This is a genomic window from Nocardioides sp., from assembly GCF_035697785.1.
In the GTDB taxonomy this organism is placed as follows: Bacteria; Actinomycetota; Actinomycetes; order Propionibacteriales; family Nocardioidaceae; genus Nocardioides_B.
Genome location: NZ_DASSCL010000116.1, coordinates 1 through 23,192, shown reverse-complemented (window position 1 = coordinate 23,192; position 23,192 = coordinate 1). Strand labels below are relative to the sequence as shown.

The 23,192-nt window shown below is 70.7% G+C and carries 21 protein-coding genes; 19 read left to right on the top strand and 2 right to left on the bottom strand.

Annotation, left to right across the window (positions count from 1 at the left end):
- Positions 1-89: 89 nt before the first annotated feature.
- From VFH10_RS12500 to VFH10_RS12430, 15 genes are all read left to right on the top strand, one after another.
- On the top strand, positions 90-830 hold the full coding sequence (locus tag VFH10_RS12500; protein WP_325128990.1) for an MBL fold metallo-hydrolase: 741 nt from the start codon (positions 90-92) through the stop codon (positions 828-830).
- On the top strand, positions 827-2,089 hold the full coding sequence (gene hisS, locus VFH10_RS12495; RefSeq protein ID WP_325128988.1) for a histidine--tRNA ligase: 1,263 nt from the start codon (positions 827-829) through the stop codon (positions 2,087-2,089). The genes VFH10_RS12500 and hisS overlap by 4 nt, the downstream gene beginning before the upstream one ends.
- Complete coding sequence (aspS, locus tag VFH10_RS12490) at positions 2,086-3,873, top strand: aspartate--tRNA ligase (protein ID WP_325128986.1); 1,788 nt, start codon at positions 2,086-2,088, stop codon at positions 3,871-3,873. Before hisS ends, aspS begins: the two co-directional genes overlap by 4 nt.
- Before the next feature lie 168 nt (positions 3,874-4,041).
- Positions 4,042-5,037: an ABC transporter permease gene (locus tag VFH10_RS12485; RefSeq protein WP_325128984.1), complete on the top strand. Its 996-nt coding sequence runs from the start codon at positions 4,042-4,044 to the stop codon at positions 5,035-5,037.
- Positions 5,038-5,095: 58 nt separating this feature from the next.
- Positions 5,096-6,850: an ABC transporter substrate-binding protein gene (locus tag VFH10_RS12480; protein ID WP_325128981.1), complete on the top strand. Its 1,755-nt coding sequence runs from the start codon at positions 5,096-5,098 to the stop codon at positions 6,848-6,850.
- Between the two features lie 125 nt (positions 6,851-6,975).
- The gene (locus VFH10_RS12475; RefSeq protein WP_325128979.1) at positions 6,976-7,971 is read left to right on the top strand and encodes an ABC transporter permease; all 996 of its coding nucleotides are present in this window, start codon (positions 6,976-6,978) and stop codon (positions 7,969-7,971) included.
- On the top strand, positions 7,968-9,128 hold the full coding sequence (locus VFH10_RS12470) for an ABC transporter ATP-binding protein (protein ID WP_325128977.1): 1,161 nt from the start codon (positions 7,968-7,970) through the stop codon (positions 9,126-9,128). The genes VFH10_RS12475 and VFH10_RS12470 overlap by 4 nt, the downstream gene beginning before the upstream one ends.
- A 15-nt stretch (positions 9,129-9,143) precedes the next feature.
- Complete coding sequence (locus VFH10_RS12465) at positions 9,144-10,433, top strand: dipeptide ABC transporter ATP-binding protein (protein WP_325128975.1); 1,290 nt, start codon at positions 9,144-9,146, stop codon at positions 10,431-10,433.
- A gap of 42 nt (positions 10,434-10,475) precedes the next feature.
- Entirely contained in the window at positions 10,476-11,843 is a 1,368-nt protein-coding gene (locus VFH10_RS12460; protein ID WP_325129014.1) for a replication-associated recombination protein A, read from the top strand.
- A gap of 11 nt (positions 11,844-11,854) precedes the next feature.
- On the top strand, positions 11,855-12,358 hold the full coding sequence (locus VFH10_RS12455) for a hypothetical protein (RefSeq protein ID WP_325128973.1): 504 nt from the start codon (positions 11,855-11,857) through the stop codon (positions 12,356-12,358).
- 49 nt (positions 12,359-12,407) lie between these two features.
- Positions 12,408-12,689 (top strand): DUF6167 family protein, encoded by a 282-nt coding sequence (locus VFH10_RS12450; protein ID WP_325128972.1) that lies wholly within the window; start codon positions 12,408-12,410, stop codon positions 12,687-12,689.
- Entirely contained in the window at positions 12,689-15,367 is a 2,679-nt protein-coding gene (alaS, locus tag VFH10_RS12445) for an alanine--tRNA ligase (RefSeq protein ID WP_325128971.1), read from the top strand. The genes VFH10_RS12450 and alaS overlap by 1 nt, the downstream gene beginning before the upstream one ends.
- Before the next feature lie 7 nt (positions 15,368-15,374).
- A complete protein-coding gene (gene ruvX / locus VFH10_RS12440; protein WP_325128969.1) occupies positions 15,375-15,845 on the top strand; it encodes a Holliday junction resolvase RuvX in 471 nt (156 codons plus the stop codon).
- A gap of 15 nt (positions 15,846-15,860) precedes the next feature.
- Positions 15,861-16,982 carry an endolytic transglycosylase MltG gene (gene mltG / locus VFH10_RS12435; protein ID WP_325128967.1) on the top strand — a complete coding sequence of 374 codons (1,122 nt, stop codon included), beginning with the start codon at positions 15,861-15,863 and terminating at the stop codon, positions 16,980-16,982.
- Between the two features lie 19 nt (positions 16,983-17,001).
- The gene (locus VFH10_RS12430) at positions 17,002-17,838 is read left to right on the top strand and encodes a shikimate dehydrogenase (protein ID WP_325128965.1); all 837 of its coding nucleotides are present in this window, start codon (positions 17,002-17,004) and stop codon (positions 17,836-17,838) included.
- Here the strand turns inward: VFH10_RS12430 and VFH10_RS12425 are convergent.
- Both VFH10_RS12425 and VFH10_RS12420 read right to left on the bottom strand, forming a co-directional pair.
- Positions 17,835-18,980, bottom strand: coding sequence for a N(5)-(carboxyethyl)ornithine synthase (locus VFH10_RS12425; protein WP_325128963.1), 1,146 nt, complete (start codon positions 18,978-18,980; stop codon positions 17,835-17,837). The two genes, VFH10_RS12430 and VFH10_RS12425, sit on opposite strands and share 4 nt — an antisense overlap.
- Positions 18,977-20,014 (bottom strand): acyl-CoA desaturase, encoded by a 1,038-nt coding sequence (locus VFH10_RS12420; protein ID WP_325128961.1) that lies wholly within the window; start codon positions 20,012-20,014, stop codon positions 18,977-18,979. The genes VFH10_RS12425 and VFH10_RS12420 overlap by 4 nt, the downstream gene beginning before the upstream one ends.
- Before the next feature lie 91 nt (positions 20,015-20,105).
- Here VFH10_RS12420 and VFH10_RS12415 point away from each other — a divergent pair, with 91 nt between their 5' ends.
- From VFH10_RS12415 to VFH10_RS12400, 4 genes are all read left to right on the top strand, one after another.
- Positions 20,106-20,807: an A24 family peptidase gene (locus VFH10_RS12415; RefSeq protein ID WP_325128959.1), complete on the top strand. Its 702-nt coding sequence runs from the start codon at positions 20,106-20,108 to the stop codon at positions 20,805-20,807.
- A 34-nt stretch (positions 20,808-20,841) separates the two neighbouring features.
- Positions 20,842-22,020, top strand: coding sequence for a chorismate synthase (aroC, locus tag VFH10_RS12410; protein ID WP_325128957.1), 1,179 nt, complete (start codon positions 20,842-20,844; stop codon positions 22,018-22,020).
- Positions 22,017-22,517, top strand: a complete 501-nt coding sequence (locus tag VFH10_RS12405; RefSeq protein WP_325128955.1) for a shikimate kinase — start codon at positions 22,017-22,019, stop codon at positions 22,515-22,517. The genes aroC and VFH10_RS12405 overlap by 4 nt, the downstream gene beginning before the upstream one ends.
- A partial coding sequence (locus tag VFH10_RS12400; protein ID WP_325128953.1) for a 3-dehydroquinate synthase family protein occupies positions 22,514-23,192 on the top strand: 679 nt, incomplete at its 3' end. The genes VFH10_RS12405 and VFH10_RS12400, both read left to right, overlap by 4 nt.

Genomic DNA, 23,192 nt, shown 5'->3' with positions numbered 1-23,192 from the left:
GATATGGGTTCGCTGCGGTCGTGGGCCCGTCGGTAGGCTTCATGGGTCGTTCCCGCCATCCTCCGTCCCCGTCGAACCAGGAGCTTCCCGTGCTGATCGCTGGCTTCCCTGCCGGTCCGTGGGGCACGAACTGCTACGTCGTCGCGACGGGTGCCGGCGCCGAGTGCGTCGTGGTCGATCCCGGCAAGGACGCGGCCCAGGGTGTCGCCGACGTGGTCCGCGAGCACCGGCTCAAGCCGGTGTCGATCCTGGTCACCCACGGACACATCGACCACATGTGGTGCGTCGCACCGGTGGCCGGCAGCTACGACGCCACCGCATGGATCCACCCCGACGACCGGCACCTGCTCAGTGACCCGATGGCCGGGATCTCCCCGGAGACGGCGGGGATGCTCCTGGGCGGCAGCTACGAATTCGCGGAGCCGGACGACGTCGCCGAGCTCGCCGACCGGCAGACGCTCGAGCTGGCGGGGGTCGAGTTCACCGTCGACCACACCCCGGGACACACCCCCGGGTCGGTCACCTTCCGGACGCCGTACGACGTCTCGACGGGCTCGACCACCGACGTCTCCCAGGTGATGTTCTCCGGGGACCTGCTGTTCGCCGGCTCGATCGGACGCACCGACCTGCCCGGCGGCGACCACCCGACGATGCTGCGCAGCCTCCGCGACCGGGTGCTCACGCTCCCCGACGACATCGCGGTCCTGCCCGGGCACGGCGAGCAGACCAGCATCGGTCGCGAGCGCGCCACGAACCCCTTCCTGCTCGAGCTGATCCGCCAGGCCGACACCGTGGAGAGCTCGACCCCAGCACCGAACCGAGGGCTATGAACGACAAGATCGCCGCGCCGAAGGGTGTGCCGGAGTACCTGCCACCCGACTCGGCGGCCTTCCTCGCCATCCGGGAGGCCCTCACGCGTCCCGCGGTGCTCGCCGGCTACGGCTACATCGAGCTGCCCGTGTTCGAGGAGACGGCGCTCTTCGTCCGCGGCGTGGGTGAGTCGACCGACGTGGTGAGCAAGGAGATGTACACCTTCGAGGACCGGGGTGGGCGCTCGCTCACCCTGCGCCCCGAGGGCACCGCCGGTGTGATCCGGTCGGTCATCGAGCACGGCCTCGACCGCGGCCAGCTGCCCGTCAAGCTCTGGTACGCCGGCCCGTTCTTCCGCGCCGAGCGTCCGCAGCACGGGCGCTACCGGCAGCTTCAGCAGTTCGGTATCGAGGCCATCGGCAGCGACGACCCCGCCCTCGACGCGGAGGTCATCGCGATCGCCGACGACGGCTACCGCGCGCTGGGGCTCACCGGCTACCGGCTCGAGCTGACCTCGCTCGGCTGCGCAGGGTGCCGCCCGGCGTACCGCGAGAAGCTGACCGCCTTCCTGGCCGACCTCGACCTCGACGAGGCCACCCAGGAACGGGCCCGGGTCAACCCGCTGCGGGTGCTCGACGACAAGCGCGAGCAGGTCAGGGCGCAGCTCACCGACGCCCCACTCATGCTCGACAACCTCTGCGACGAGTGCGCGACCCACTTCGCCGCCGTGCGCACCCTGCTCGAGGGCCTCGACGTGAAGTACGAGATCAACGCGCGGATGGTGCGCGGGCTCGACTACTACACCCGCACCACGTTCGAGTTCGTGCACGACGGGCTCGGTGCGCAGTCGGGCATCGGCGGCGGCGGACGCTACGACGGCCTCATGGAGTCGCTCGGTGGCCAGCCGCTGAGCGGCATCGGCTTCGGGCTGGGTGTGGACCGCACGTTCCTGGCCTGCCGGGCCGAGGGTCTCGACGTGGCCCAGCAGGCCCGCGTGGACGTCTACGTCGTCCCGCTGGGCGATGAGGCCCGGCGGCGCGCCGCACTGATCGCGGCCTCGCTGCGCCGTGCCGGTGTGCGCGTCGACCTGGCGTACGGCGGGCGCGGCCTGAAGGGCGCCATGAAGGGGGCGGACCGGTCCGGCGCCGCCCTGACCGTGGTCCTCGGCGAGCGAGATCTCGAGGCCGGAGAGGCCCAGGTCAAACGCATGTCCACCGGCGAACAGGTGGCCGTCCCCCTCGATCAGCTCGACCAGAACATCAAGGAGCAGCTCTCGTGATCCGCACCCATGACGCCGGCAGCCTTCGCGCCGAGAACGTCGGTCAGTCCGTCACCCTCGCCGGCTGGGTGGCTCGCCGCCGTGACCACGGCGGGGTCGCCTTCATCGACCTCCGCGAGGCGTCCGGCGTCGTCCAGGTGGTGATCCGCGACGAGGAGGTCGCCCACCAGCTCCGGGCGGAGTACTGCCTGAAGATCACCGGCGACGTGTCGGCCCGACCCGAGGGCAACCAGAACCCGAACCTGCCCACCGGCGAGATCGAGGTCATCGCCACCGAGGTGGAGGTCCTCAGCGCCAGTGCGCCGCTGCCCTTCCCGATCGACGAGCACGTGGAGGTGGGGGAGGAGACCCGGCTGGCGCACCGCTACCTGGACCTGCGTCGCAGTGCCCCGAACGCCGCGATCCGGTTGCGTTCCGAGGTCAACCGGGCGGCCCGGGAGGTGCTGGGCAGTCGCGGTTTCGTCGAGGTGGAGACCCCGACGCTCACCCGCAGCACGCCCGAGGGGGCCCGCGACTTCCTGGTGCCGGCCCGGCTGCGCCCGGGCAGCTGGTACGCCCTGCCGCAGAGCCCCCAGCTGTTCAAGCAGCTGCTGATGGTCGGAGGCCTGGAGCGGTACTACCAGATCGCCCGCTGCTACCGCGACGAGGACTTCCGCGCGGACCGGCAGCCCGAGTTCACCCAGCTCGACGTGGAGATGAGCTTCGTCGAGCAGGACGACGTGATCGAGCTGTCCGAGGAGATCCTCGCCGCCGTCTGGTCGCTGGTCGGCCACGAGGTCAAGAGCCCGATCGAGCGCATCACCTACGCCGAGTCGATGGCCCGCTACGGCAGCGACAAGCCGGACCTGCGCATGGACCTCGAGCTGACCGAGTGCACGGACTACTTCAAGGACACGCCGTTCCGCGTCTTCCAGGCGCCGTACGTCGGTGCCGTCGTGATGCCGGGCGGCGCGTCGCAGCCTCGCAAGCAGCTCGACGCCTGGCAGGAGTGGGCCAAGCAGCGCGGCGCCAGGGGACTCGCCTACGTCCTGGTCAAGGAGGACGGAGAGCTGGGCGGGCCGGTCGCGAAGAACCTCAGCGACGAGGAGCTGGCGGGCCTGGCCGCCCACGTCGGTGCCGCCCCCGGGGACTGCGTCTTCTTCGCGGCCGGCGCGGTGAAGTCGTCGCGCGCCCTTCTCGGCGCCGCCCGGCTCGAGATCGGACGTCGCTGCGGCCTCATCGACGAGTCCGCCTGGAGCTTCGTGTGGGTGGTGGACTCGCCGCTGTTCGAGCCCGCCGACGAGGCCACCGCGGCCGGCGACGTGGCGGTCGGCAGCGGGGCGTGGACGGCGGTCCACCACGCCTTCACCTCGCCCAAGCCCGAGTCGCTGGACACGTTCGACGACGACCCCGGCAACGCGCTGGCCTACGCCTACGACATCGTCTGCAACGGCAACGAGATCGGTGGCGGGTCGATCCGTATCCACCGCGAGGACGTCCAGAAGCGGGTCTTCGCCGTCATGGGGCTGGGCGAGGCGGAGGCCGAGGAGAAGTTCGGGTTCCTGCTCCAGGCGTTCAAGTACGGCGCGCCCCCGCACGGCGGGATCGCCTTCGGCTGGGACCGGATCTGCGCGCTGCTCAGCGGCACCGACTCGATCCGCGAGGTGATCGCGTTCCCGAAGACGGGTGGCGGGTACGACCCGCTGACCGCCGCGCCGGCCCCGATCACCGCGGCGCAGCGCGCCGAGGCGGGCGTCGACGCCACGCCCGAACCACGGGACACACCGGGCACATCGGTCGTCTGAGGGTCCTTCTCCGCTCCGGGCAGCCGGTATCAATTCGTTACCGGTTGTGACCCAAACCGACGCCCCGCGTCGTCTACAGTCACATCGGCCTCGCGGCCAGACCTGTGGCGCGCCTGACCCGGAAGCGTTGACGGGGCCGCGTCGTCGGCCTCGATCAGAAAGGTGACCATGGGTATCTCACCCACGGAGCTCTCGGAGCAGGACATCTCGACCGACCCGGTCGTCGTCAAGCAGGAGATCGCCGGACGCTCGCCGATGCAGATCGCGCTCGGCCGGCTCAAGAGCGACAAGATCGCTGTCGCCTGCGCCCTGGTCGTCGTGCTGTTCTTCCTGATCGCTGTGTTCGCGCCACTGCTCAGCGACCTGTTCGGAGTGGAGCTCCGGGCCGGTACCTCCGAGGACACCGACCAGTTCAACTTCCCGGTCATCGGCCCGCCCGACCACGGCTTCACCTGGGAGGCGCCGCTCGGGCTCGAGCCCGGCACCGGCAACGACCTGCTCGCGGAGTGGTTCTACGGCGCGCGCACCTCGCTGACCGTCGCCACGGTTTCGACCGTCGCCGCGACGCTCATCGGGGTCACGGTCGGCCTGCTCGCCGGGTTCAGCCGCGGCTGGTTCGACAGGGCCATCAACTTCGTCATCGACGTCTTCCTTTCGCTGCCGTTCCTGATCGTGGCGCTGGCCATCGCGCCGATCCTGGTGAGCCGGTTCGGCAACCAGCCGGCGACGCTCCAGGCGTGGCAGTTCATCTCGCTGCTCATGGTCCTGTCCTTCTTCGGCTGGATGCTGCTGGCCCGGCTCGTCCGCGGCGAGGTGCTGTCGCTGCGCGAGCGCGAGTTCGTCCAGGCGGCCCGCGTGATCGGCGTGCCGACGCGCCGGATCCTGTTCAAGGAGCTGCTGCCCAACCTGGTGGCGCCGATCATCGTGTCGATCTCGCTCGGTCTGCCCGCCTTCGTCGCCGCGGAGGCGGGCCTCGCCTACCTCGGCATCGGCGCGACCGGACAGCCCTCGTGGGGCCAGACCATCGACAAAGCGGTGCCGTTCTTCAGCACCTACCCGCTCTACCTGTACGCGCCGATCGTCGGAGTCTTCCTCCTGGTGATGGCGCTGAACCTCCTAGGCGACGCCGTGCGCGACGCCTTCGACCCAAAGACTCGCCGGTGAATCTGACACCGGAGGGATGCATCGACCAGCCAAGAGAGGTGGGTACACCTAGATGCGCATGAGGAAACCAGCCGCGGCTCTCGCCGTGGCGGCAATGATGACGCTCGCTGCCTGTGGTGGGGGCAGCGGGGACTCCGGCGGCGACTCCGCCGGCGAAGAACCGACACTGGAGGCGGGCGGCGGTGCCGGCTCCTTCAAGAACCCGGACGTCGAGGCCCCGTTGGCCGTCCCGGAGGACGCCTCCGAGGGCGGCACGCTGACCGTGCTGACCGCGGTCGCTCCGTCGACCCTGGACCCGACGCAGGCCTACTTCACCGACTCAACAGCCATCCTGTCCGACCTGGTCACCCGCTCGTTGACGCAGTACGCGTACAACGAGGAGACCAACGACATGCAGCTGATCCCGGACATGGCGACGGACCTCGGCCGTCCCAACGAGGACAACACCGAGTGGACGTTCACGCTGCGTGAGGGTCTGAAGTACGAAGACGGCACCGACGTGACCGCCGAGGACGTGGCCTACGCGGTCAAGCGTTCCTTCGCGATCGCGGAGCTTCCGGACGGCCCGACGTACCAGACGACGTTCTTCCTGGACGGTGACAAGTACAAGGGTCCGTTCTCGGACGGCACCGACTACGCGGGCGTGGAGGTGAACGGCCAGGACATCACCATCAAGATGCGCCGCCCGTTCTCCGACATGGACTACTACGCGTCGTTCCCCGCCTTCACCGCCATTCCGGAGGCGAAGGACAACGCGGAGAACTACGGCCAGCACCCGCTGGCGACCGGTCCGTACAAGTTCTCGGACTACAAGGCCGGCTCGAGCCTCTCCCTGGTCAAGAACGACCAGTGGGACCCGAACACCGACCCGGGTCGTATCCAGATGGTCGACGGCTGGGAGTTCAAGTTCGCCCAGGACACCGCCAAGCTCGAGAACATCATCATCAACGACAACGGCTCGGCGCAGACCACGCTGACCTACGACGACGTCACTGCTTCGTCGTACCGGCAGATCGCAGAGGACAAGGAGCGCCTTGTCACCGGCACCTCGCCCTGCACGTTCATGTGGTACATCGACATGACGAAGATCAAGGACCTCAAGGTCCGCCAGGCGCTGGGTTACGGTTTCCCGTACGAGGACTACTGGAAGGCGACCGGTGAGATCATCGGCGTCACCCGCGTCCCCGGTACCTCCATCCTGCCGCCCGGCACCGCCGGTCGTAAGGAGTACGACCCGCTGGGTATCGGTGGCGTGAACACCGACATCGAGAAGTCCAAGCAGCTCCTCCAGGAGGCCGGTGCTGAGGGCTTCGAGATCAAGTTCCTGTTCTCCACCGACGACGACCTCGCGGTGGCCGGCAAGGACGCGATCGTCCAGGGTCTCGAGGAGGCCGGCTTCAAGGCGACGCCGATCGCTTCGACCACGGAGACCATCCGCACCGACCGCACCGTCTACGAGAGCCCGATCAACGTCCGCTCCAGCGGCTGGTGCTCGGACTGGCCGTCGGGTGGCTCGTGGTTCCCGGCCCAGTGGGCCGGCAGCCTGGTCGGCCTCGAGGGCATGCCCAACCCGGCGAACTTCAAGGTCAAGAAGTTCGACGACGAGCAGGACCGCATCCTCGACACGCTCTCCCCGGAGGAGGCCGCCCCGGCGTGGGGTGACTTCGACGAGATGATGCAGACCGAGGAGTACCCGGCGGTCGTGCTCGGCTACGACGGCACGGCGATGATGCACGGCTCCCTGGTCGGCGGCATGGCGAACGACAACGTCCGCGGCATGCCGACCTTCTCCAGGATGTACATCACTCAGTGATGTGCGTCTGCGAGAGCTCAGCCTCGGCTGAGTGATTCTGGACCCGATGGGGGGTGGGACATCCCACCCCCCATCGGCCCGCAGGTACCCTGGCCACATCCTTTCGGACCGAGGAGCCCCGCCTCATGTTCGGCTACATCATCCGGCGGTTGATCACAGGACTGCTCGTCCTCGTGACCGTCTCCATCGCCACCTTCGCCCTCTTCTTCTACGGGCCCTCCGACCCCGCCCTGGCCTACTGTCCCGAGACCCGGTGCAACCCGGCGCGGCTGGAGACGATCCGGACCACGCTCGGGCTCGACGAGCCGGCGGCGCAGCAGTACGGCAAGTACATGAAGGAGATCGTCACCGGCGGCTCGTTCGAGCTCGGTTCGATCAGCATCGACTGCCCGGCCCCGTGCCTAGGCGTCTCCTTCAAGTTCCGCGAACCTGTCCGCGAGATGCTGCAGGAACGGTTCCCGGCCACCCTCTCCATCGCGCTCGGTGGTGCCGCGATCTTCCTGACCGTGGGCGTCTCCCTGGGGATCCTCGCGGCCCGCAGGCGAGGCACCACCGCTGACAAGGGCATCGTGGGCGCCAGCCTGATCATCAACGCGATCCCGTACTACCTGCTGGCGCTGCTGGCCTACCTCTTCCTGATCTCGCAGTGGGGCATCTTCCCCGAGAGCGGCTACTTCCCGCCTCTGGAAGACGGGCCGATCGCGTGGATCAAGGGGATGCTGCTCGCCTGGATCATCCTCGGGCTCGCCTACTCCACGCAGTACGCCCGGTTCAGCCGCGGGTCGATGATCGAGTCGCTCAACGAGGACTACGTCCGCACCGCCCGTGCGAAGGGGCTCAACGAGCGCCGGGTGGTGATGCGGCACGGGCTCCGCGCCGCGATCGTCCCGGTCGTCACGATCTTCGGCCTCGACTTCGCCTACCTCCTGGCCGGCACGATCTTCACCGAGCGCATCTTCGGCATCCAGGGCATCGGACTGACCGCGCTCGACGCGATCGGCAACAAGGACCTGCCCATCATCTCCGCAACCGTCCTGATCTCGGCGGCCTTCATCGTGGTCGCCAACATCATCGTGGACGTCGTCTACAGCGTGATCGACCCGAGGGTGCGCCTGACATGACCGAGAACACCTTGAGCCAGCAGACGCTGTCGGCGGCGACGCCCGGCAACGAGCCCTACCTGGTGGTGGACAACCTGACGGTCCGCTTCCCGACCGCCGACGGCGTCGTCCAGGCGGTCAGTGACCTGAGCTACTCGCTCGAGCAGGGCAGGACGCTCGGCATCGTGGGGGAGTCGGGCTCCGGCAAGTCCGTCTCGTCGATGGCGATCATGGGTCTCCACGACTACAAGCGCACCCGGATGTCCGGTTCGATCAGGGTCGGCGGCAAAGAGGTCGTCGGTCTCTCCAACAACCAGATGCAGAGCATCCGCGGCAACGACGCCGCGATGATCTTCCAGGACCCGTTGACCGCGCTGCACCCGTTCTACTCGGTCGGCAAGCAGATCTCCGAGGCCTACCTGGCGCACCACGGCGTCTCGAAGTCCAAGGCGCGGGCCAAGGCCATCGAGATGCTCGACCGGGTCGGGATCCCGCAGGCGCGCAACCGGGTCGACGACTACCCGCACCAGTTCTCCGGCGGCATGCGGCAGCGCGCGATGATCGCGATGGCCTTGGTCAACGACCCCAAGCTGCTGATCGCCGACGAGCCGACCACGGCGCTCGACGTCACGGTCCAGGCGCAGATCCTCGACCTGCTCCAGGAGCTCCAGCGCGAGTTCAACTCAGCGATCATCATCATCACCCACGACCTAGGGGTGGTCGCCGAGATGGCCGACGAGGTGCTGGTGATGTACGCGGGCCGGTGCGTCGAGCACGGCCCGACCAAGGAGCTGCTGACCCACCCGGAGATGCCCTACACGTGGGGCCTGCTCTCGAGTGTCCCGGACGTGAGCGCCGACACGGACGCGCGGCTGATCCCGATCGCCGGCAACCCGCCGAGCCTGCTCGACCCGCCTTCGGGCTGCGCCTTCCACCCACGCTGCGCGCACCGCGACAAGGTGCCGGGCGACCTCTGCAGGACCGAGCTGCCCGAGCTGCTCCCGGGCAACCGTGGACCCGAGCATCTCAAGCGCTGCCACCTCGCTGACGCCGACTCGATCTACGAGGCCGAGGTGCTGCCCGAGATCGCGCCCGACCTCGTCGAGATCGTCGTCGCCGACACGATCGAAAACGGTGCCACCGCCGGCGACGACCAGACCACCCCGGAACCCCGGTAGGGAACAATGACAGCCATGACTGACACTGACGTCACGCCTGCGCCGAAGCGCGCGGGAGGCTCGGGCTCCGGGGATGCCGGGCCGATCCTCGAGGTCACCAACCTCAAGAAGTACTTTCCGGTGCGTTCCTCGGGGCTCGTGCGCCGCACGATCGGCCAGGTCCAGGCCGTCGACGGGGTGTCGTTCCAGGTGCCGCGGGGAGGCGCGCTCGGACTCGTCGGCGAGTCGGGCTGCGGCAAGTCGACGACGGGTCGGCTGATCACCCGGCTCTACGACCCGACGTCGGGGTCGATGAAGTTCGACGGTCGCGAGATCGGGAAGCTCAGCAACAAGCAGATGCTGCCGCTTCGCAGCGAGATCCAGATGATCTTCCAGGATCCGTACAGCTCGCTGAACCCGCGGCACACCGTCGGCACGATCGTGGGCACCCCGCTCCGGGTCCACAAGATGGTGCCGGAGAAGCAGGTCCTCGGCCGGGTCCGGGAGCTTCTCGAGGTGGTGGGCCTCAACCCCGAGCACTACAACCGCTACCCCAACGAGTTCTCGGGCGGTCAGCGCCAGCGCATCGGCATCGCCCGGGCGCTGGCCCTCCAGCCGAAGCTGCTGGTCGCGGACGAGCCGGTTTCCGCGCTCGACGTGTCGATCCAGGCCCAGGTCGTCAACCTCCTGCAGGACGTCCAGCGTGAGTTCGGCATCGCCTTCCTCTTCATCGCCCACGACCTCGCGGTGGTCCGACACTTCTGCCCCGAGATCGCGGTCATGTACCTCGGAAAGATCGTCGAGATCGGCGATCGGGAGACCCTGTACAACCGCCCGCACCACCCCTACACGCAGGCCCTCCTCTCGGCGGCTCCCGACGTGAAGCAGGCCGCCGTGGGTGGCCGGCGCGAGCGCATCCGTCTCGAGGGCGACGTGCCCAGCCCGATCAACCCGCCCTCGGGTTGCCGCTTCCGGACCCGCTGCTGGATGGCCCAGGACATCTGCGCCAAGGTCGAGCCGCCCCTGCTCCAGATCGGCAAGACCCACAAGGTCGCCTGCCACTTCGCGGCACCGCTCGGCGAGGCGCCGAGCTCGCCGATCACGCTCAGTGCCCTCGGCGTCGACCGGGACGGCAACCAGGTGCCCGGGGCCGGCATCAGCGCCGAGGACCTGCAGAACCCGGGGTACGCCGACGAGTGGACCGACCTGTCGGCTCACTCCGCGGCGTCGTCGCGCATCAACGAGGACAACCCGACCGGGACGGTCAACCGTCCGAGCACCGGCTCCGGCGGCGCGTCGACGACTCCGCCCGACAGGGATGCCTGATCCTCACAGACCTAGGCTGACCGGGTGGACGGTCTCTTCGACATGGGTGCTCAGGGCCCTGCCCCGACTTCGGGGTCCGGCGGCACTCTCGCCGGCAACACGCACGCCTCGGCCCCGCTGGCGGTGCGGATGCGGCCGCGGACGCTCGACGAGCTGGTCGGCCAGCAGCACCTGCTGGCGGCCGGCTCGCCCCTGCGTCGGCTCGTCGAGGGCGACCAGCCGATGTCCTTGCTGCTGTGGGGCCCTCCGGGCACCGGCAAGACCACCATCGCCTCGATCGTGTCGCAGCAGACCAACCGGACGTTCGTGGAGGTCTCCGCGGTCGCGGCTGGGGTCAAGGAGGTGCGCGCCGCCATCGACGCGGCGCGGGCCCAGCTGACCCGGGGCGGATCGGAGACCGTGCTCTTCGTCGACGAGGTGCACCGCTTCACCAAGGCGCAGCAGGACGCGCTGCTGCCAGGTGTCGAGAACCGCTGGGTGACGCTGGTCGCCGCCACCACCGAGAACCCCTTCTTCTCGGTGATCTCACCACTGCTGTCCCGCTCCCTGCTGCTCACGCTCGAGTCGCTCACCGACGACGACGTCCGCGGCGTGATGGAGCTGGCGCTGGTCGACGAGCGCGGGCTCGCCGGCGAGGTCAAGATCGACGAGGACGCGCGCGAGCACCTCGTCCGGCTGGCCGGCGGAGACGCCCGGCGGGCGCTCACCTACCTCGAGGCGGCCGCCGGCGCCGCGACCGCGACCGGAGTGTCGACCGTCGACCTGGAGACGGCCGAGAAGGCGGTGGACCGGGCCGCCGTGCGCTACGACCGGCAGGGCGACCAGCACTACGACGTGATCAGCGCCTTCATCAAGAGCGTCCGCGGCTCCGACGCCGATGCCGCACTGCACTACCTGGCCCGGATGGTCGAGGCGGGGGAGGACCCGCGCTTCATCGCCCGCCGCCTGGTGATCCTGGCCTCGGAGGACATCGGTCTGGCCGATCCCACCGCGCTCACCACCGCCGTGGCCGCCGCCCAGGCGGTCCAGCTGATCGGGATGCCGGAGGGCCGGCTGAACCTGGCCCAGGCGACCATCGCGTTGGCGCTGGCGCCGAAGTCGAACGCGGTCACCACGGCCATCTCCGCCGCGTCGAGCGACGTGCGTGCCGGAAAGGTCGGTCCGGTCCCGAGCCACCTGCGCGATGCCCACTACGGGGGCTCGAAGAAGCTCGGCCACGGCCAGGGGTACGTCTACGCCCACGACGAGCCGTTCGGCATCGCGGAGCAGCAGTACGCCCCGGACGTCGTCGCCGACGCGGAGTACTACCAGCCCACGTCGCTCGGCGCCGAGGCCGCGCTCAAGGACCGCTGGGAGCGGGTCCGCCGGCGGGTCCGAGGGGACGGCGGCTCGCCGTCGGCCCCGCGGTAGGGTCGGTGACCATGGATTCCGGGCTCTGGTGGCTGCTGCTGGCCGGCCTCGCCGTCGTGCTCGTGGCCGTCCTGACCGCGTGGCGCGTGACCGTCTCGGCGACCCGGGCCCGGCGCCGGCTCGCGGACGAGCTGGCCGCGTCGCGCGAGGAGCTCGCTGCGGTGCAGAGACGGCTCGACGGTCTGGCGCGGCGTGTGCCGCCGGCCACCCCGTCACAGGAGTTCGTCATCACGACCGCCGGCAGCCCCGACGTACCGACTGAGTCCGCGCCGGCTCCGCTGGTCCGCCAGGAGCTGTCGGCGCGGCAGTTCGCCTCGGTCGCCCTGGGCGAGTCCCTGGTGACGATCGCCTCGTTCGGGTACGGCGTGCGCCGGGCGCTGTCCCCGGAGAACCGCAACCGGATCGCGTTCGAGATGCGCCGGGAGGTGCGCAGGGCCCGCAAGCAGCGTCGCCGTGACCTCAAGGAGGCCAAGCGGCACCTCCGCGCCCAGTCGCTCGACGAGGACGCAGCATGAACACCCCACGACGCTGCTCGCTTCGCTCGCACCTTCGCGGGGACCCCGGATGAGCCGCGCCTTCTGGTTCGTCGCCGGGGCCGGCGCCGGGGCCTATGGCCTGGTCAAGGCCCGTCGGGCCGCCGAGATGCTCACGCCCGAGGGCCTCGCCGACAGGTTGGCCGGCCTGTCCCTGGGGCTGCACCTGTTCGGCGAAGAGGTCCGCGCCGGCATGGACGAGAAGGAAAACGACTTGCGGCGCCGGCTCGGCCTCGCGCTCCATGAGGAGCAGCAGAAGACGATCACGAGTGGCCCCGACCACTCCCATGACCACAGAGAGGGCAACGACTGATGGACACCGCGGAGGTCCGCCGACGGTTTCTCGCGCACTTCGAGGCGCGGAACCACCAGGTGGTGCCGTCTGCATCGTTGCTGCTCGACGACCCGAACCTGCTGTTCGTCAACGCCGGCATGGTGCCGTTCAAGCCATACTTCCTCGGCCAGGAGACGCCGCCCTACCAGCGCGCCGTGAGCGTCCAGAAGTGCGTGCGCACCCTCGACATCGAGGAGGTGGGCAAGACCACCCGGCACGGCACGTTCTTCCAGATGTGCGGCAACTTCTCGTTCGGTGACTACTTCAAGGAAGGCGCGATCGAGGCCGGCTGGGACCTGGTCACCAAGAGCCAGGCCGACGGCGGCTACGGCTTCGACGAGAGCGTCCTCTACGCCAGTGTCTACGAGGACGACGACGAGGCGGTGGACCTCTGGAAGAAGATCGCCGGTCTGCCCGACGACCGGATCGTGCGGCTGGGCAAGAAGGACAACTACTGGCACATGGGCGTGCCGGGTCCCGGCGGGCCCTGCTCGGAGATCCTGATCGACCGGGGTCCGCAGTACGGCGCGGACCGGGACTGGGAGGCCGGGGACCGCTACCTGGAGTTCTGGAACCTCGTCTTCATGCAGGAGTCGCTGTCCGCGGTGCGGGCGAAGGAGGACTTCGACGTCCAGGCGCCGCTGCCGGCCAAGAACATCGACACCGGGATGGGGCTCGAGCGGGTCGCCTACCTGCTCCAGGGCAAGGACAACCTCTATGAGATCGACGAGGTGTTTCCGGTCATCGAGAAGGCGTCCGAGCTCACCGGCCGGCGGTACGGCGCCGACCACCAGGACGACGTGCGCTTCCGGGTCGTCGCCGACCACGTCCGCAGCGGCATGATGCTGATCGCGGACGGCGTGACGCCCGGCAACGAGGCCCGCGGCTACGTGCTGCGTCGGCTCCTGCGCCGCGCGGTCCGCTCCATGCGCCTGCTCGGCGTCGAGGACCGCATCCTGCCCGAGCTGCTGCCGGTCAGCCGCGACAAGATGAAGCTGTCCTACCCGGAGCTGGCGTCCGACTGGGAGCGGATCAGCACGATCGCGTACGCCGAGGAGGACGCCTTCCGGCAGACGCTCCGCACCGGTACGACGATCTTCGATGTGGCCGCCCAGGAGGCGAAGGGTGCCGGCGAGACTCGACTCTCCGGAGCCAAGGCGTTCGCGCTGCACGACACCTACGGCTTCCCCATCGACCTGACCCTGGAGATGGCCGCCGAGCAGGGGCTGTCGGTCGACGAGGGTGAGTTCCGCCGGCTGATGACCGAGCAGCGCGAGCGTGCCAAGGCGGACGCCAGGGCCAAGAAGGGCCAGCACGCCGCGATCGGCGCCTACCGGGAGGTGTCCGACGGGCTCGGCCGCGCCGTGGAGTTCACCGGCTACAACGAGGTCGTCACCGAGGCCGTCGTCGGTGGCCTCATCGACGCGTCCGGCGCGTCCGTGCGGTCCGCCCGGGAGGGAGACGAGGTCGAGCTCGTCCTCGACCGCACCCCCTTCTACGCCGAGGGCGGCGGCCAGCTCGCCGACCACGGCGTGCTCGAGCTCGCCAACGGCGCGCGGGTCGAGGTGCTCGACGTGCAGTCGCCGATCGCCGGGATGATCGTGCACCAGGCCCGGGTCGTGTCGGGCGAGGTCACGGTGGGCGAGCAGGCGCACGCGGTGGTCGACGTCGAGCGTCGTCGCTCGATCAGCCGCGCGCACACCGCGACCCACATGGTGCACAAGGCGTTCCGCGAGGCACTGGGGGAGACCGCGACCCAGGCGGGCTCGGAGAACGCCCCCGGACGGTTCCGGTTCGACTTCTCAGCCACCGGCGCGGTGCCGCAGTCCGCCATGGTCGACGTCGAGGCACGGGTCAACGACCTGGTGCTGGCCGACCTCGCCGTGCACGCCGAGCTGATGACCCAGGACGAGGCGCGCAGGAGCGGCGCGATGGCGCTGTTCGGCGAGAAGTACGGCGACCAGGTCCGGGTGATCTCGGTCGGCGACTGGGCCCGCGAGCTCTGCGGAGGCACGCACGCGGGCCGGTCCGGGCAGCTCGGCGTGATCAAGCTGCTCGGCGAGTCGTCCATCGGGTCCGGCGTACGCCGGGTCGAGGCGCTCGTCGGCGGTGACGCCTACCGGTTCCTGGCCCGCGAGCACGTGCTCGTGGCCCAGCTGAGCGAGGCGCTGAAGGCCCGTCCCGAGGAGCTTCCCGACCGGGTCAACGACCTGGTCGAGCGGCTCCGGACCGCCGAGAAGGAGATCGAGAAGGTCCGGATGTCCCAGCTGCTGGCGGCGGCGGGCGAGCTGGCCGCCCAGGCGAAGGACGTCTACGGCGTCGCCTTCGTGGGGCACCGGGTCGACGGTGCCGGTGCGGGTGACGTGCGCAAGCTGGCGCTGGACGTGCGTGGACGGATGCCGGCCGGACGGCCCGGGGTCGTCGCGATCATCGGCTCCAGCAAGGGCAAGCCGGCCGTGGTGGTGACCGTCAACGACGAGGCCCGCGGCTGGGGGATCTCGGCCAACGAGCTGGTCAAGGTGGCCGCGGCCGTGCTCGGCGGCAGTGGCGGCGGCAAGGACGACGTCGCGCAGGGTGGCGGCGCCGACGTGGCCCACGTCGACCAGGCTCTGGTCGACGTCGAGCACGCCGTCGGCCGGGCGGCCACGCACCGGTGACCGGTCGATGAGGCCGGGCGTACGTCTCGGCGTCGACGTGGGGGACGTGCGCATCGGAGTGGCGCGGTCGGACCCGGCGGGCCTGATCGCCACGCCCGTGGAGACGGTCGCGCGCGGCGCCGGCGACCTGGCCCGCCTGCGTGCCCTCGTGGACGCGGAGGCGGCGGTCGAGGTCGTCGTGGGACTGCCGCGCAGCCTGTCCGGCGGCGAGGGTCCGGCGGCGGCCAAGGTCCGCGACTTCGCCGCGCGGCTCGCCGATGCCGTCGCGCCGGTCCCGGTGCGGCTGTGCGACGAGCGACTGAGTACCGTCTCCGCGGAGTCGGTTCTGCGCGAGCGGGGTAAGAAGGGCAAGAAGCGACGCGCGGTGGTCGACCAGGCGGCCGCCGTGGTGATCTTGCAGAATGCCCTGGAGACAGAGCGCAGCACCGGGGCCGCGCCGGGGGAAGCGGTTTCATCGACGGGGACAGACCATGGATAGGTGTGAGCCAGGCCGTTGAGCGAACTCGGACTAGAACTGAAGTCCCACCGGGCCCGCCGCCCGCGGCGGGGTCTGGGCTGCCTGGCCGCCCTCGCCGTGCTCGCGGTCATCATGGGTGGTCTGTACTGGGGTGCCTCCAAGGGGATCGACGCCTTCCAGGACCGGTTCAGCGACCCCGAGGACTTCGCCGGGCCCGGGTCCGGCAGCGTGCTCGTCGAGGTCGAGGAGGGCGACAACGCCTCTGACATCGGCAGCGTGCTGGTCGACAAGGGTGTGGTGGCCAGCCTGGAGGCGTTCACCGACGAGGCGCGGGCGAACCCGGACTCGACGGGCATCCAGGTCGGGTTCTACGAGCTGCAGAAGGAGATGCCGGCTGCGGACGCCCTCGAGGTGCTGGTCGACCCCGACAACCTGATCCAGAGCACGGTCACCGTGCCGGAGGGGCTGCGGGTGGAGCAGATCGTCGAGATCCTCGCGAAGGAGACCGACTTCAGCGCCAAGCAGTTCCGCCGGGCCCTCAACCGGCCGGACCGGCTGGGCCTGCCCGGCTACGCCAAGGGCAGCGCCGAGGGCTACCTGTTCCCCGCGACCTACGCGTTCGGCCCCCGGGACAAGCCCGCCGACATGCTGGCCGTCATGGTGGACCGCTGGCGGCAGGCGGCCGACGAGGCCGGTCTCGAGCAGGCCGCCGAGGAGCTCGGCTACACGCCTGGGGAGCTCATGACCATCGCCAGCCTGGTCGAGTCCGAGGCCAACCGCGACGAGGACCGGGGCAAGGTCGCCCGGGTGATCTACAACCGGCTCGAGACCGACGCGACCGACGGCCTGCTGCAGATCGACGCCACCGTCAACTACGCGCTCGGGCGCGACCTCGGCCTCGCGCTGACGGAGGAGGACCTGCAGGTCGACTCGCCCTACAACACGCGGATCAACCCCGGCCTCCCGCCCGGGCCGATCGAGGCCCCGGGAGACGCGGCGATCGAGGCGGCGGCACATCCGACCGAGGGCCCGTGGGTCTACTACGTGACGGTCAACCTCGACACCGGGGAGACCAAGTTCACCGAGGACTACAACGAGTTCCTCCGGTTCAAGAACGTCGAGCTGGCCGAGTACTGCGAGGGCTCCGACCGGTGCTGACCGGACCGCGGGAGACCGCGTGACGGTGCGGTGCGCGGTGCTCGGCAGCCCGATCGCGCACTCCCTCTCACCGGTGCTGCACCGTGCGGCCTATGCGTCCCTCGGGCTGGACTGGGAGTACGACGCCCGCGACGTCGGCGAGGACGACCTGGCCGGGTTCCTCGACGGCCTCGACGAGACCTGGCGCGGACTGTCGCTGACGATGCCGCTCAAGCGTGCGGTCGTGCCCCTGCTCGACGAGGTGTCCGCGCGCGCCGACCAGGCTCGCGCGGCCAATACGGTCGTCCTCGACCGCGTGGGCCAGGGGGTACGCCGGGTCGGTCACAACACCGACATCCCCGGTGCCGCGGCGGCGCTGCGCGAGCGCTACGACGGGCCGCTCGACCGTGCCGTCGTGCTCGGCGGCGGCGCCACGGCGGCGTCGGTGCTGCTCGGGCTTGCGGACCTCGGCTGTGGTTCGGCGACCCTGCTGGTGCGTGACGAGGCGCGGGCCGCGGACACGCTGGCGGCCGTGGCCCGGCACGCCGCGCCGCCCCGGGTGGAGGTGCGTCCCCTCGGCTCCGACGTACCGTCGGCGGAGGTGCTGGTCTCCACGATCCCCGCGTCGGCCCACACCGACCACGAGCTGCGTCTGGTCGACGCCGTCTCGGTGGTCTTCGACGTCCTGTACGACCCCTGGCCGACACCGCTGGCCGCCCGCGCGCGGGAGGTCGGCCGCCGGCTGGTGACCGGACTGGACCTGCTCGTGCACCAGGCCGCGCTCCAGGTCGAGCTCATGACGGGGGAGCCGGCCCCGGTGGCGGCGATGCGGCTCGCCGGTGAGCGGGCCGTCGAGCGCAGGGGGCGTACCGCCTAGACGCCGACCCGGGCGAGGTGGCGGTGCGGGTACTCCGCCTCTCGCGACTGGAACGAGAGGATCCGGGGGTTGACGATCTCGCCGTGCCGGATCTCGATCGCGCGGCGGATGGTCTCGTCGGAGTCCCACCCGGACTCCCCGGCGAGCACGGTCCGGAGGTAGGGCAGCAGCGCCAGGCTGTTCTCCCAGGTCGCCGAGTTCCACAGGTAGGACGGGCTGTGGTCGACCGCGTAGTACAGGACGTGGTCACCGACCACGAAGGCGGGCTCGTCGAAGGAGGTCGGGCGGGCCCAGGCGAACCCCATGCCCTCGTCGCACGAGACGTCGATGATGACCGTGCCCGGCGCGAGGAGGTGGAGGTCCTCGTCGGCCAGGAAGAGCATGGGGGCGTCGGTGTCCTGGAGGACGCAGTTCACGATCAGGTCGTGCTCGGCGAGGAACCCTGACAGCGGCACGTCCAGACCCTCGGGGTAGGCGTGGCCCACCCGCGGCAGGTTGCCGTCGTGGTCGAATCTGATGATCCGGGCGGAGTGGATGGGGGAGGCGACGGCCGGCACCTGCCGATGGGTGAGCACGTCGACGTCGTGTACGCCGAGGGCGTTGAGGGCGGTGACCGCGCCCCGGGCCGTCGCCCCGAAGCCGATCACGACGGCCCGGAGCCGACGACCGTAGTCGCCCGTGCTGCCGGCGAGCTGCATCGCGTGCAGCACCGAGGCGTATCCGGCGAGCTCGTTGTTCTTGTGGAACACGTGCAGCCCGAACCCGCCGTCGTGCCAGTGGTTCATGGCCTCGAAGGCGATCAGGGTGAGGCGACGGTCGATCGCCGCCTGGGTGAGCTCGGGGTCCTGGACGCAGTGCGGCCAGCCCCACAGCACCTGGCCCTCCCGGAGCCGCCGGACGTCGTCCAGCAGCGGCTTGGGGAGCAGGATCGTGTCGCACTCCGCGACAAGCTCGTCCCGCGTGCGCAGGCCCCCCACGTGGCCGGCCAGCACGTCGTCGCCGACACCGAAGCGTTCGCCGTAGCCGTGCTCGAGGAACACCTGACGACGCAGGTCCTCCGGAATCCGGGGCAGGTGGGCCGGATGCAGCGGCAGCCGCAGCTCGTTCTCCTTGCCTGAGTGCGCGGGCACACCGATCGTCATGCCTTCGCCCCCTGCCGCAGCGGGGTGCCGACGTCGTGCAGGTGGCGGAGCACCTCGCGGTACGACGCGAGCGGCGACAGCTCGATGTAGGGCACCCCGTTGCGCTCGCAGAACTGCTGCACGACGGGGCGTGCCTTGGGCAGGTTCGGGCGCGGCATGCTCGGGAACAGGTGGTGCTCGATCTGGTAGTTCAGGCCGCCGAGGGCCAGGTCGACCAGGCGGCCGCCGCGGATGTTCCGGCTGGTCAGCACCTGCCGCAGGAACGGGTCCGCGGCCTGCGTCTCGTCCAGCATCGGCATGCCCTTGTGGTTCGGCGCGAACGAGCAGCCGAGGTACAGGCCCAGCACGGACTGGTGGACGGCGACGAAGGCCACCGCCTGGAGCAGCGTCATCGTGGTGACGAGCAGCGCCGCGTAGCCCAGGAGGTGCACGCCGAGCAGGACCGCCTCGACCCCACGGTGGCGGACTCCCGGTCGCATCAGCGCCCGCACGCTCGCCACGTGCAGGTTCACCGCCTCCCCCAGGAGCATCGGGAAGAACAGCCATGCCTGGTGGCGGGCCAACCAGGCCTTCAGCCCTCGCCGGTCCGCGGTCTGCTGCCGGTCGAACACCAGAGCACCGGCGCGCACGTCGGGGTCCTCGTCGAGGTCGTTGGGGTGGGCGTGGTGGGCGTTGTGCTTGTCCACCCACCAGCCGTAGCTCATCCCGTTCAGCAGGTTGGCGTGCAAGAGCCCGAGCAACCGGCTCGGTCCGGATCGGCGGGCCACCTGACGGTGCCCGGAGTCGTGGCCGACGAACGCGATCTGCGCCGAGACCACGGCGAAGGCTGCGGCCACCAGCACCAGCCACCAGGAGTCCCGGGCCAGCGCCATTACGGTGACCACCGCGACCAGGGCGCACAGGTTGACCGCGATCATGGGGATGTAGAAGTCGGGTCGACGGCGCAGCAACCCGAGCCTGCGGATCTCGGCCGCGAGCTCCGCGTATCCGGCGCGTTGAGGTACGGGTGCGGGGGCGGGTGTGGCAGTGGTCATGGGGCTTCCCTGCGTCGGTGGACACCGCCACCGGGGTCCAGGGAGGCTCGTCCTCCCACCGTACGCCACGCCCGTGGCCTAGGGTCGCCCCGTGCATCTCGACACCGCGCTCGCCTGCGCCCTCTACGGGCTGCTCGTCGGCCAGCTGGTGCCCGCCCTGATCGCGCGGATCCCGGAACCGAAGTCGGACCCGGAGAAGCTCGACCAACCGGAGAAGGAGCTGTACGCCGACATCGCCCGAGGTCGCGGGCTGCGCTGGCGGGCGTCGATCGCGACCGCCGTGGTGGCCGGTCTCCTCGGCGGCGCCGTCGGGTGGTCCCCGGCGCTGTCGTTCCTGCTGTACCTCGCCCCGGTCGGGGTCGCGCTGGCGGTGGTGGACTGGCACACCCGGCTGCTGCCGACCAAGGTGATCGCGCCGTCGTACGCCGTCGTCGCGGTCCTGGCGGCGCTGTCCGCCTGGGCCGAGGGCGATCTGGACGCGCTCGTCACCGCGGGGCTCGGCTGGCTGGTGGCCGGCGGCACGTTCTTCCTGCTCTGGTTCATCTACCCGCGCGGGATGGGCTACGGAGACGTCCGGCTGGCGGGCGTGCTCGGCATCGCGCTGGGCTACCTCGGCTGGGCGGAGCTGCTGGTCGGCGTGTACGCCGGGTTCGTCGTCGGCGCGCTGGGCGGGCTCGGCCTGTCGCTACTGCGGATCGTGGACCGCAAGGCCTATCCGTTCGGGCCGTTCATGCTGGTCGGGGCGGTCCTCGGCGTCCTGCTGGGGCCGTATGTCGCTGCGTGGTACGCCTGACTTTCGGCCGTTGGCCGCGTGAAAGACTGACCGCATGTTGCGTTGGCTCACGGCGGGCGAGTCCCACGGCCCCGCCCTCGTCGCCGTCCTGGAGGGGCTCCCGGCCCACGTCGCGGTGACCTCGGCCGACATCGTCGACGCACTCGCACGGCGCCGGCTGGGCTACGGCCGCGGCGCCCGGATGAAGTTCGAGCAGGATGAGGTCGAGGTCATCGGCGGGCTCCGGCACGGCCGGACCCTCGGCAGCCCGATCGCGATCCGGGTCGGCAACACCGAGTGGCCGAAGTGGGAGAAGGTCATGTCCGCCGACCCGGTGAACCCGGTCGAGCTCGAGGCGCTGGCCCGCAACGCCGCGCTCACCCGCCCCCGCCCCGGTCATGCGGACCTGGTCGGCATGCAGAAGTACGACTTCGACGAGGCCCGACCGATCCTCGAGCGCGCGTCCGCGCGTGAGACCGCGGCCCGGGTGGCGCTCGGCGCCGTGGCCAGGGCCTTCCTGCGGCAGTCGGTGGGCGCCGACGTCGTCTCCCACGTCGTCGGACTCGGCGGCGTGTCCGCTCCGGACGGGTCGGTCCCGTCGCCGTCCGACGTGGCCTACCTCGACGACGACCCGGTGCGCGGCCTGGATCCCGACGCCAGCAAGCAGATGGTCGCGGCGATCGACCAGGCGCACAAGGACGGCGACACGCTCGGCGGGGTCGTCGAGGTGGTCGTCCACGGCCTGCCGCCGGGCCTCGGCTCGCACGTCCACTGGGACCGCCGTCTCGACTCTCGGCTCGCCGGCGCCCTGATGGGCATCCAGGCGATCAAGGGCGTCGAGGTCGGCGACGGCTTCGAGACCGCCGCCACCCCCGGGTCCCGCGCGCACGACGAGATCGTGTCCACCGAGGACGGCCTGCGGCGCACGACGGGCCGCTCGGGCGGGACCGAGGGCGGCATGACGACCGGCGAGGTGCTGCGGGTCCGTGCCGCGATGAAGCCGATCGCGACCGTCCCGCGGGCGCTGCGCACCGTCGACGTCACCACCGGCGAGGCCACCACCGCCCACCACCAGCGCTCCGACGTCTGCGCGGTCCCCGCGAGCGGCATCGTCGCGGAGGCGATGGTCGCGCTGGTGCTGGCCGACGCCGTGGTGGAGAAGTTCGGCGGCGACTCGCTGCCCGAGACGAAGCGCAACGCCGAGTCCTACCTCGACACGCTGAGGTTCCGGTGAGCCCCAGGGTCGTCCTGGTCGGTCCGATGGGCGCCGGGAAGACCACGGTCGCGACCCTGCTCGGCGAGGCCTGGGGGCTGCCGGTGCGCGACACCGACGCCGACATCGAGGCCGCCGAGGGACGCAGCATCTCCGACATCTTCGTCGACGACGGCGAGGAGCACTTCCGGGCGCTCGAGGTGGCCGCGGTCGCCGAGGCACTGGGCTCCCACGACGGCGTGCTCGCGCTGGGCGGGGGAGCAGTGCTCGACGAGGGCACCCGGACCCTGCTCGCCGACCACCGTGTCGTGTTCCTGCGGGTCGGGCTCTCCGACGCGGTCAAGCGGGTCGGGCTGGGCGTCGGCCGGCCGCTGCTGCTCGGCAACGTGCGCGGCCGGATCAAGGCGCTGCTCGACGAGCGCACCCCGGTCTACGAGTCGGTCGCGACCCACGTCGTGGAGACCGACGGCCGCACCCCCGAGGACGTCGCGCACGAGGTGGAGGGGCTGCTGCGATGAGCGAGACCGTCATCCACGTCGGTGGCGCCGCGCCGTACGACGTCGTCATCGGCCGTGACCTCGCCGGCCACCTGCCCGGCATCCTCGGACCCGGCGTCCGCAGGGTCGCGGTCATGTACGCCGACCCGCTCGCCCGTCTCGCCCAGCCGCTGGTCGACTCGCTCGTCGACCACGTCGACGTGCTCGCCCTCGGCCTGCCCGACGGGGAGGCGGCCAAGACCGCCGCGGTCGCCGCGGACTGCTGGGAGGCCCTGGGGGAGCGGGGCTTCACCCGCTCCGACGCCGTGGTCACCTTCGGTGGCGGCGCGGTCACCGACCTCGGCGGCTTCGTGGCCGCGACCTGGCTGCGGGGCGTCCGGGTGGTGCACGTGCCGACCACCCTGCTCGGCATGGTCGACGCCGCTGTCGGCGGCAAGACCGGCATCAACACCGGTGCCGGCAAGAACCTCGTCGGCTCCTTCCACGAGCCCGCCGGCGTGCTGTGCGACCTCGCCACCCTCGACTCGCTGCCGCGCGAGGACCTCGTCGCCGGGCTGGCGGAGGTCGTCAAGTGCGGCTTCATCGCCGATCCCGAGATCCTGCGCCTGGTCGACGAGACGGACAAGATCACCGCGTCCTCGCCCGTTCTCGCCGAGCTGGTCGAGCGTGCGATCCGGGTCAAGGCCGAGGTCGTCG

Excerpts from the sequence above, each read along its gene's own strand:
- VFH10_RS12460 (WP_325129014.1), top strand. The coding sequence starts at position 10,476 with ATGGGTGCTCAGGGCCCTGCCCCGACTTCGGGGTCCGGCGGCACTCTC.
- VFH10_RS12425 (WP_325128963.1), bottom strand. The coding sequence starts at position 18,980 with ATGACGATCGGTGTGCCCGCGCACTCAGGCAAGGAGAACGAGCTGCGG.
- hisS (WP_325128988.1), top strand. The coding sequence starts at position 827 with ATGAACGACAAGATCGCCGCGCCGAAGGGTGTGCCGGAGTACCTGCCA.
- VFH10_RS12450 (WP_325128972.1), top strand. The coding sequence starts at position 12,408 with ATGAGCCGCGCCTTCTGGTTCGTCGCCGGGGCCGGCGCCGGGGCCTAT.
- alaS (WP_325128971.1), top strand. The coding sequence starts at position 12,689 with ATGGACACCGCGGAGGTCCGCCGACGGTTTCTCGCGCACTTCGAGGCG.
- ruvX (WP_325128969.1), top strand. The coding sequence starts at position 15,375 with ATGAGGCCGGGCGTACGTCTCGGCGTCGACGTGGGGGACGTGCGCATC.
- VFH10_RS12480 (WP_325128981.1), top strand. The coding sequence starts at position 5,096 with ATGAGGAAACCAGCCGCGGCTCTCGCCGTGGCGGCAATGATGACGCTC.
- VFH10_RS12420 (WP_325128961.1), bottom strand. The coding sequence starts at position 20,014 with ATGACCACTGCCACACCCGCCCCCGCACCCGTACCTCAACGCGCCGGA.
- VFH10_RS12455 (WP_325128973.1), top strand. The coding sequence starts at position 11,855 with ATGGATTCCGGGCTCTGGTGGCTGCTGCTGGCCGGCCTCGCCGTCGTG.
- VFH10_RS12485 (WP_325128984.1), top strand. The coding sequence starts at position 4,042 with ATGGGTATCTCACCCACGGAGCTCTCGGAGCAGGACATCTCGACCGAC.
- VFH10_RS12465 (WP_325128975.1), top strand. The coding sequence starts at position 9,144 with ATGACTGACACTGACGTCACGCCTGCGCCGAAGCGCGCGGGAGGCTCG.
- VFH10_RS12475 (WP_325128979.1), top strand. The coding sequence starts at position 6,976 with ATGTTCGGCTACATCATCCGGCGGTTGATCACAGGACTGCTCGTCCTC.
- VFH10_RS12470 (WP_325128977.1), top strand. The coding sequence starts at position 7,968 with ATGACCGAGAACACCTTGAGCCAGCAGACGCTGTCGGCGGCGACGCCC.
- aroC (WP_325128957.1), top strand. The coding sequence starts at position 20,842 with ATGTTGCGTTGGCTCACGGCGGGCGAGTCCCACGGCCCCGCCCTCGTC.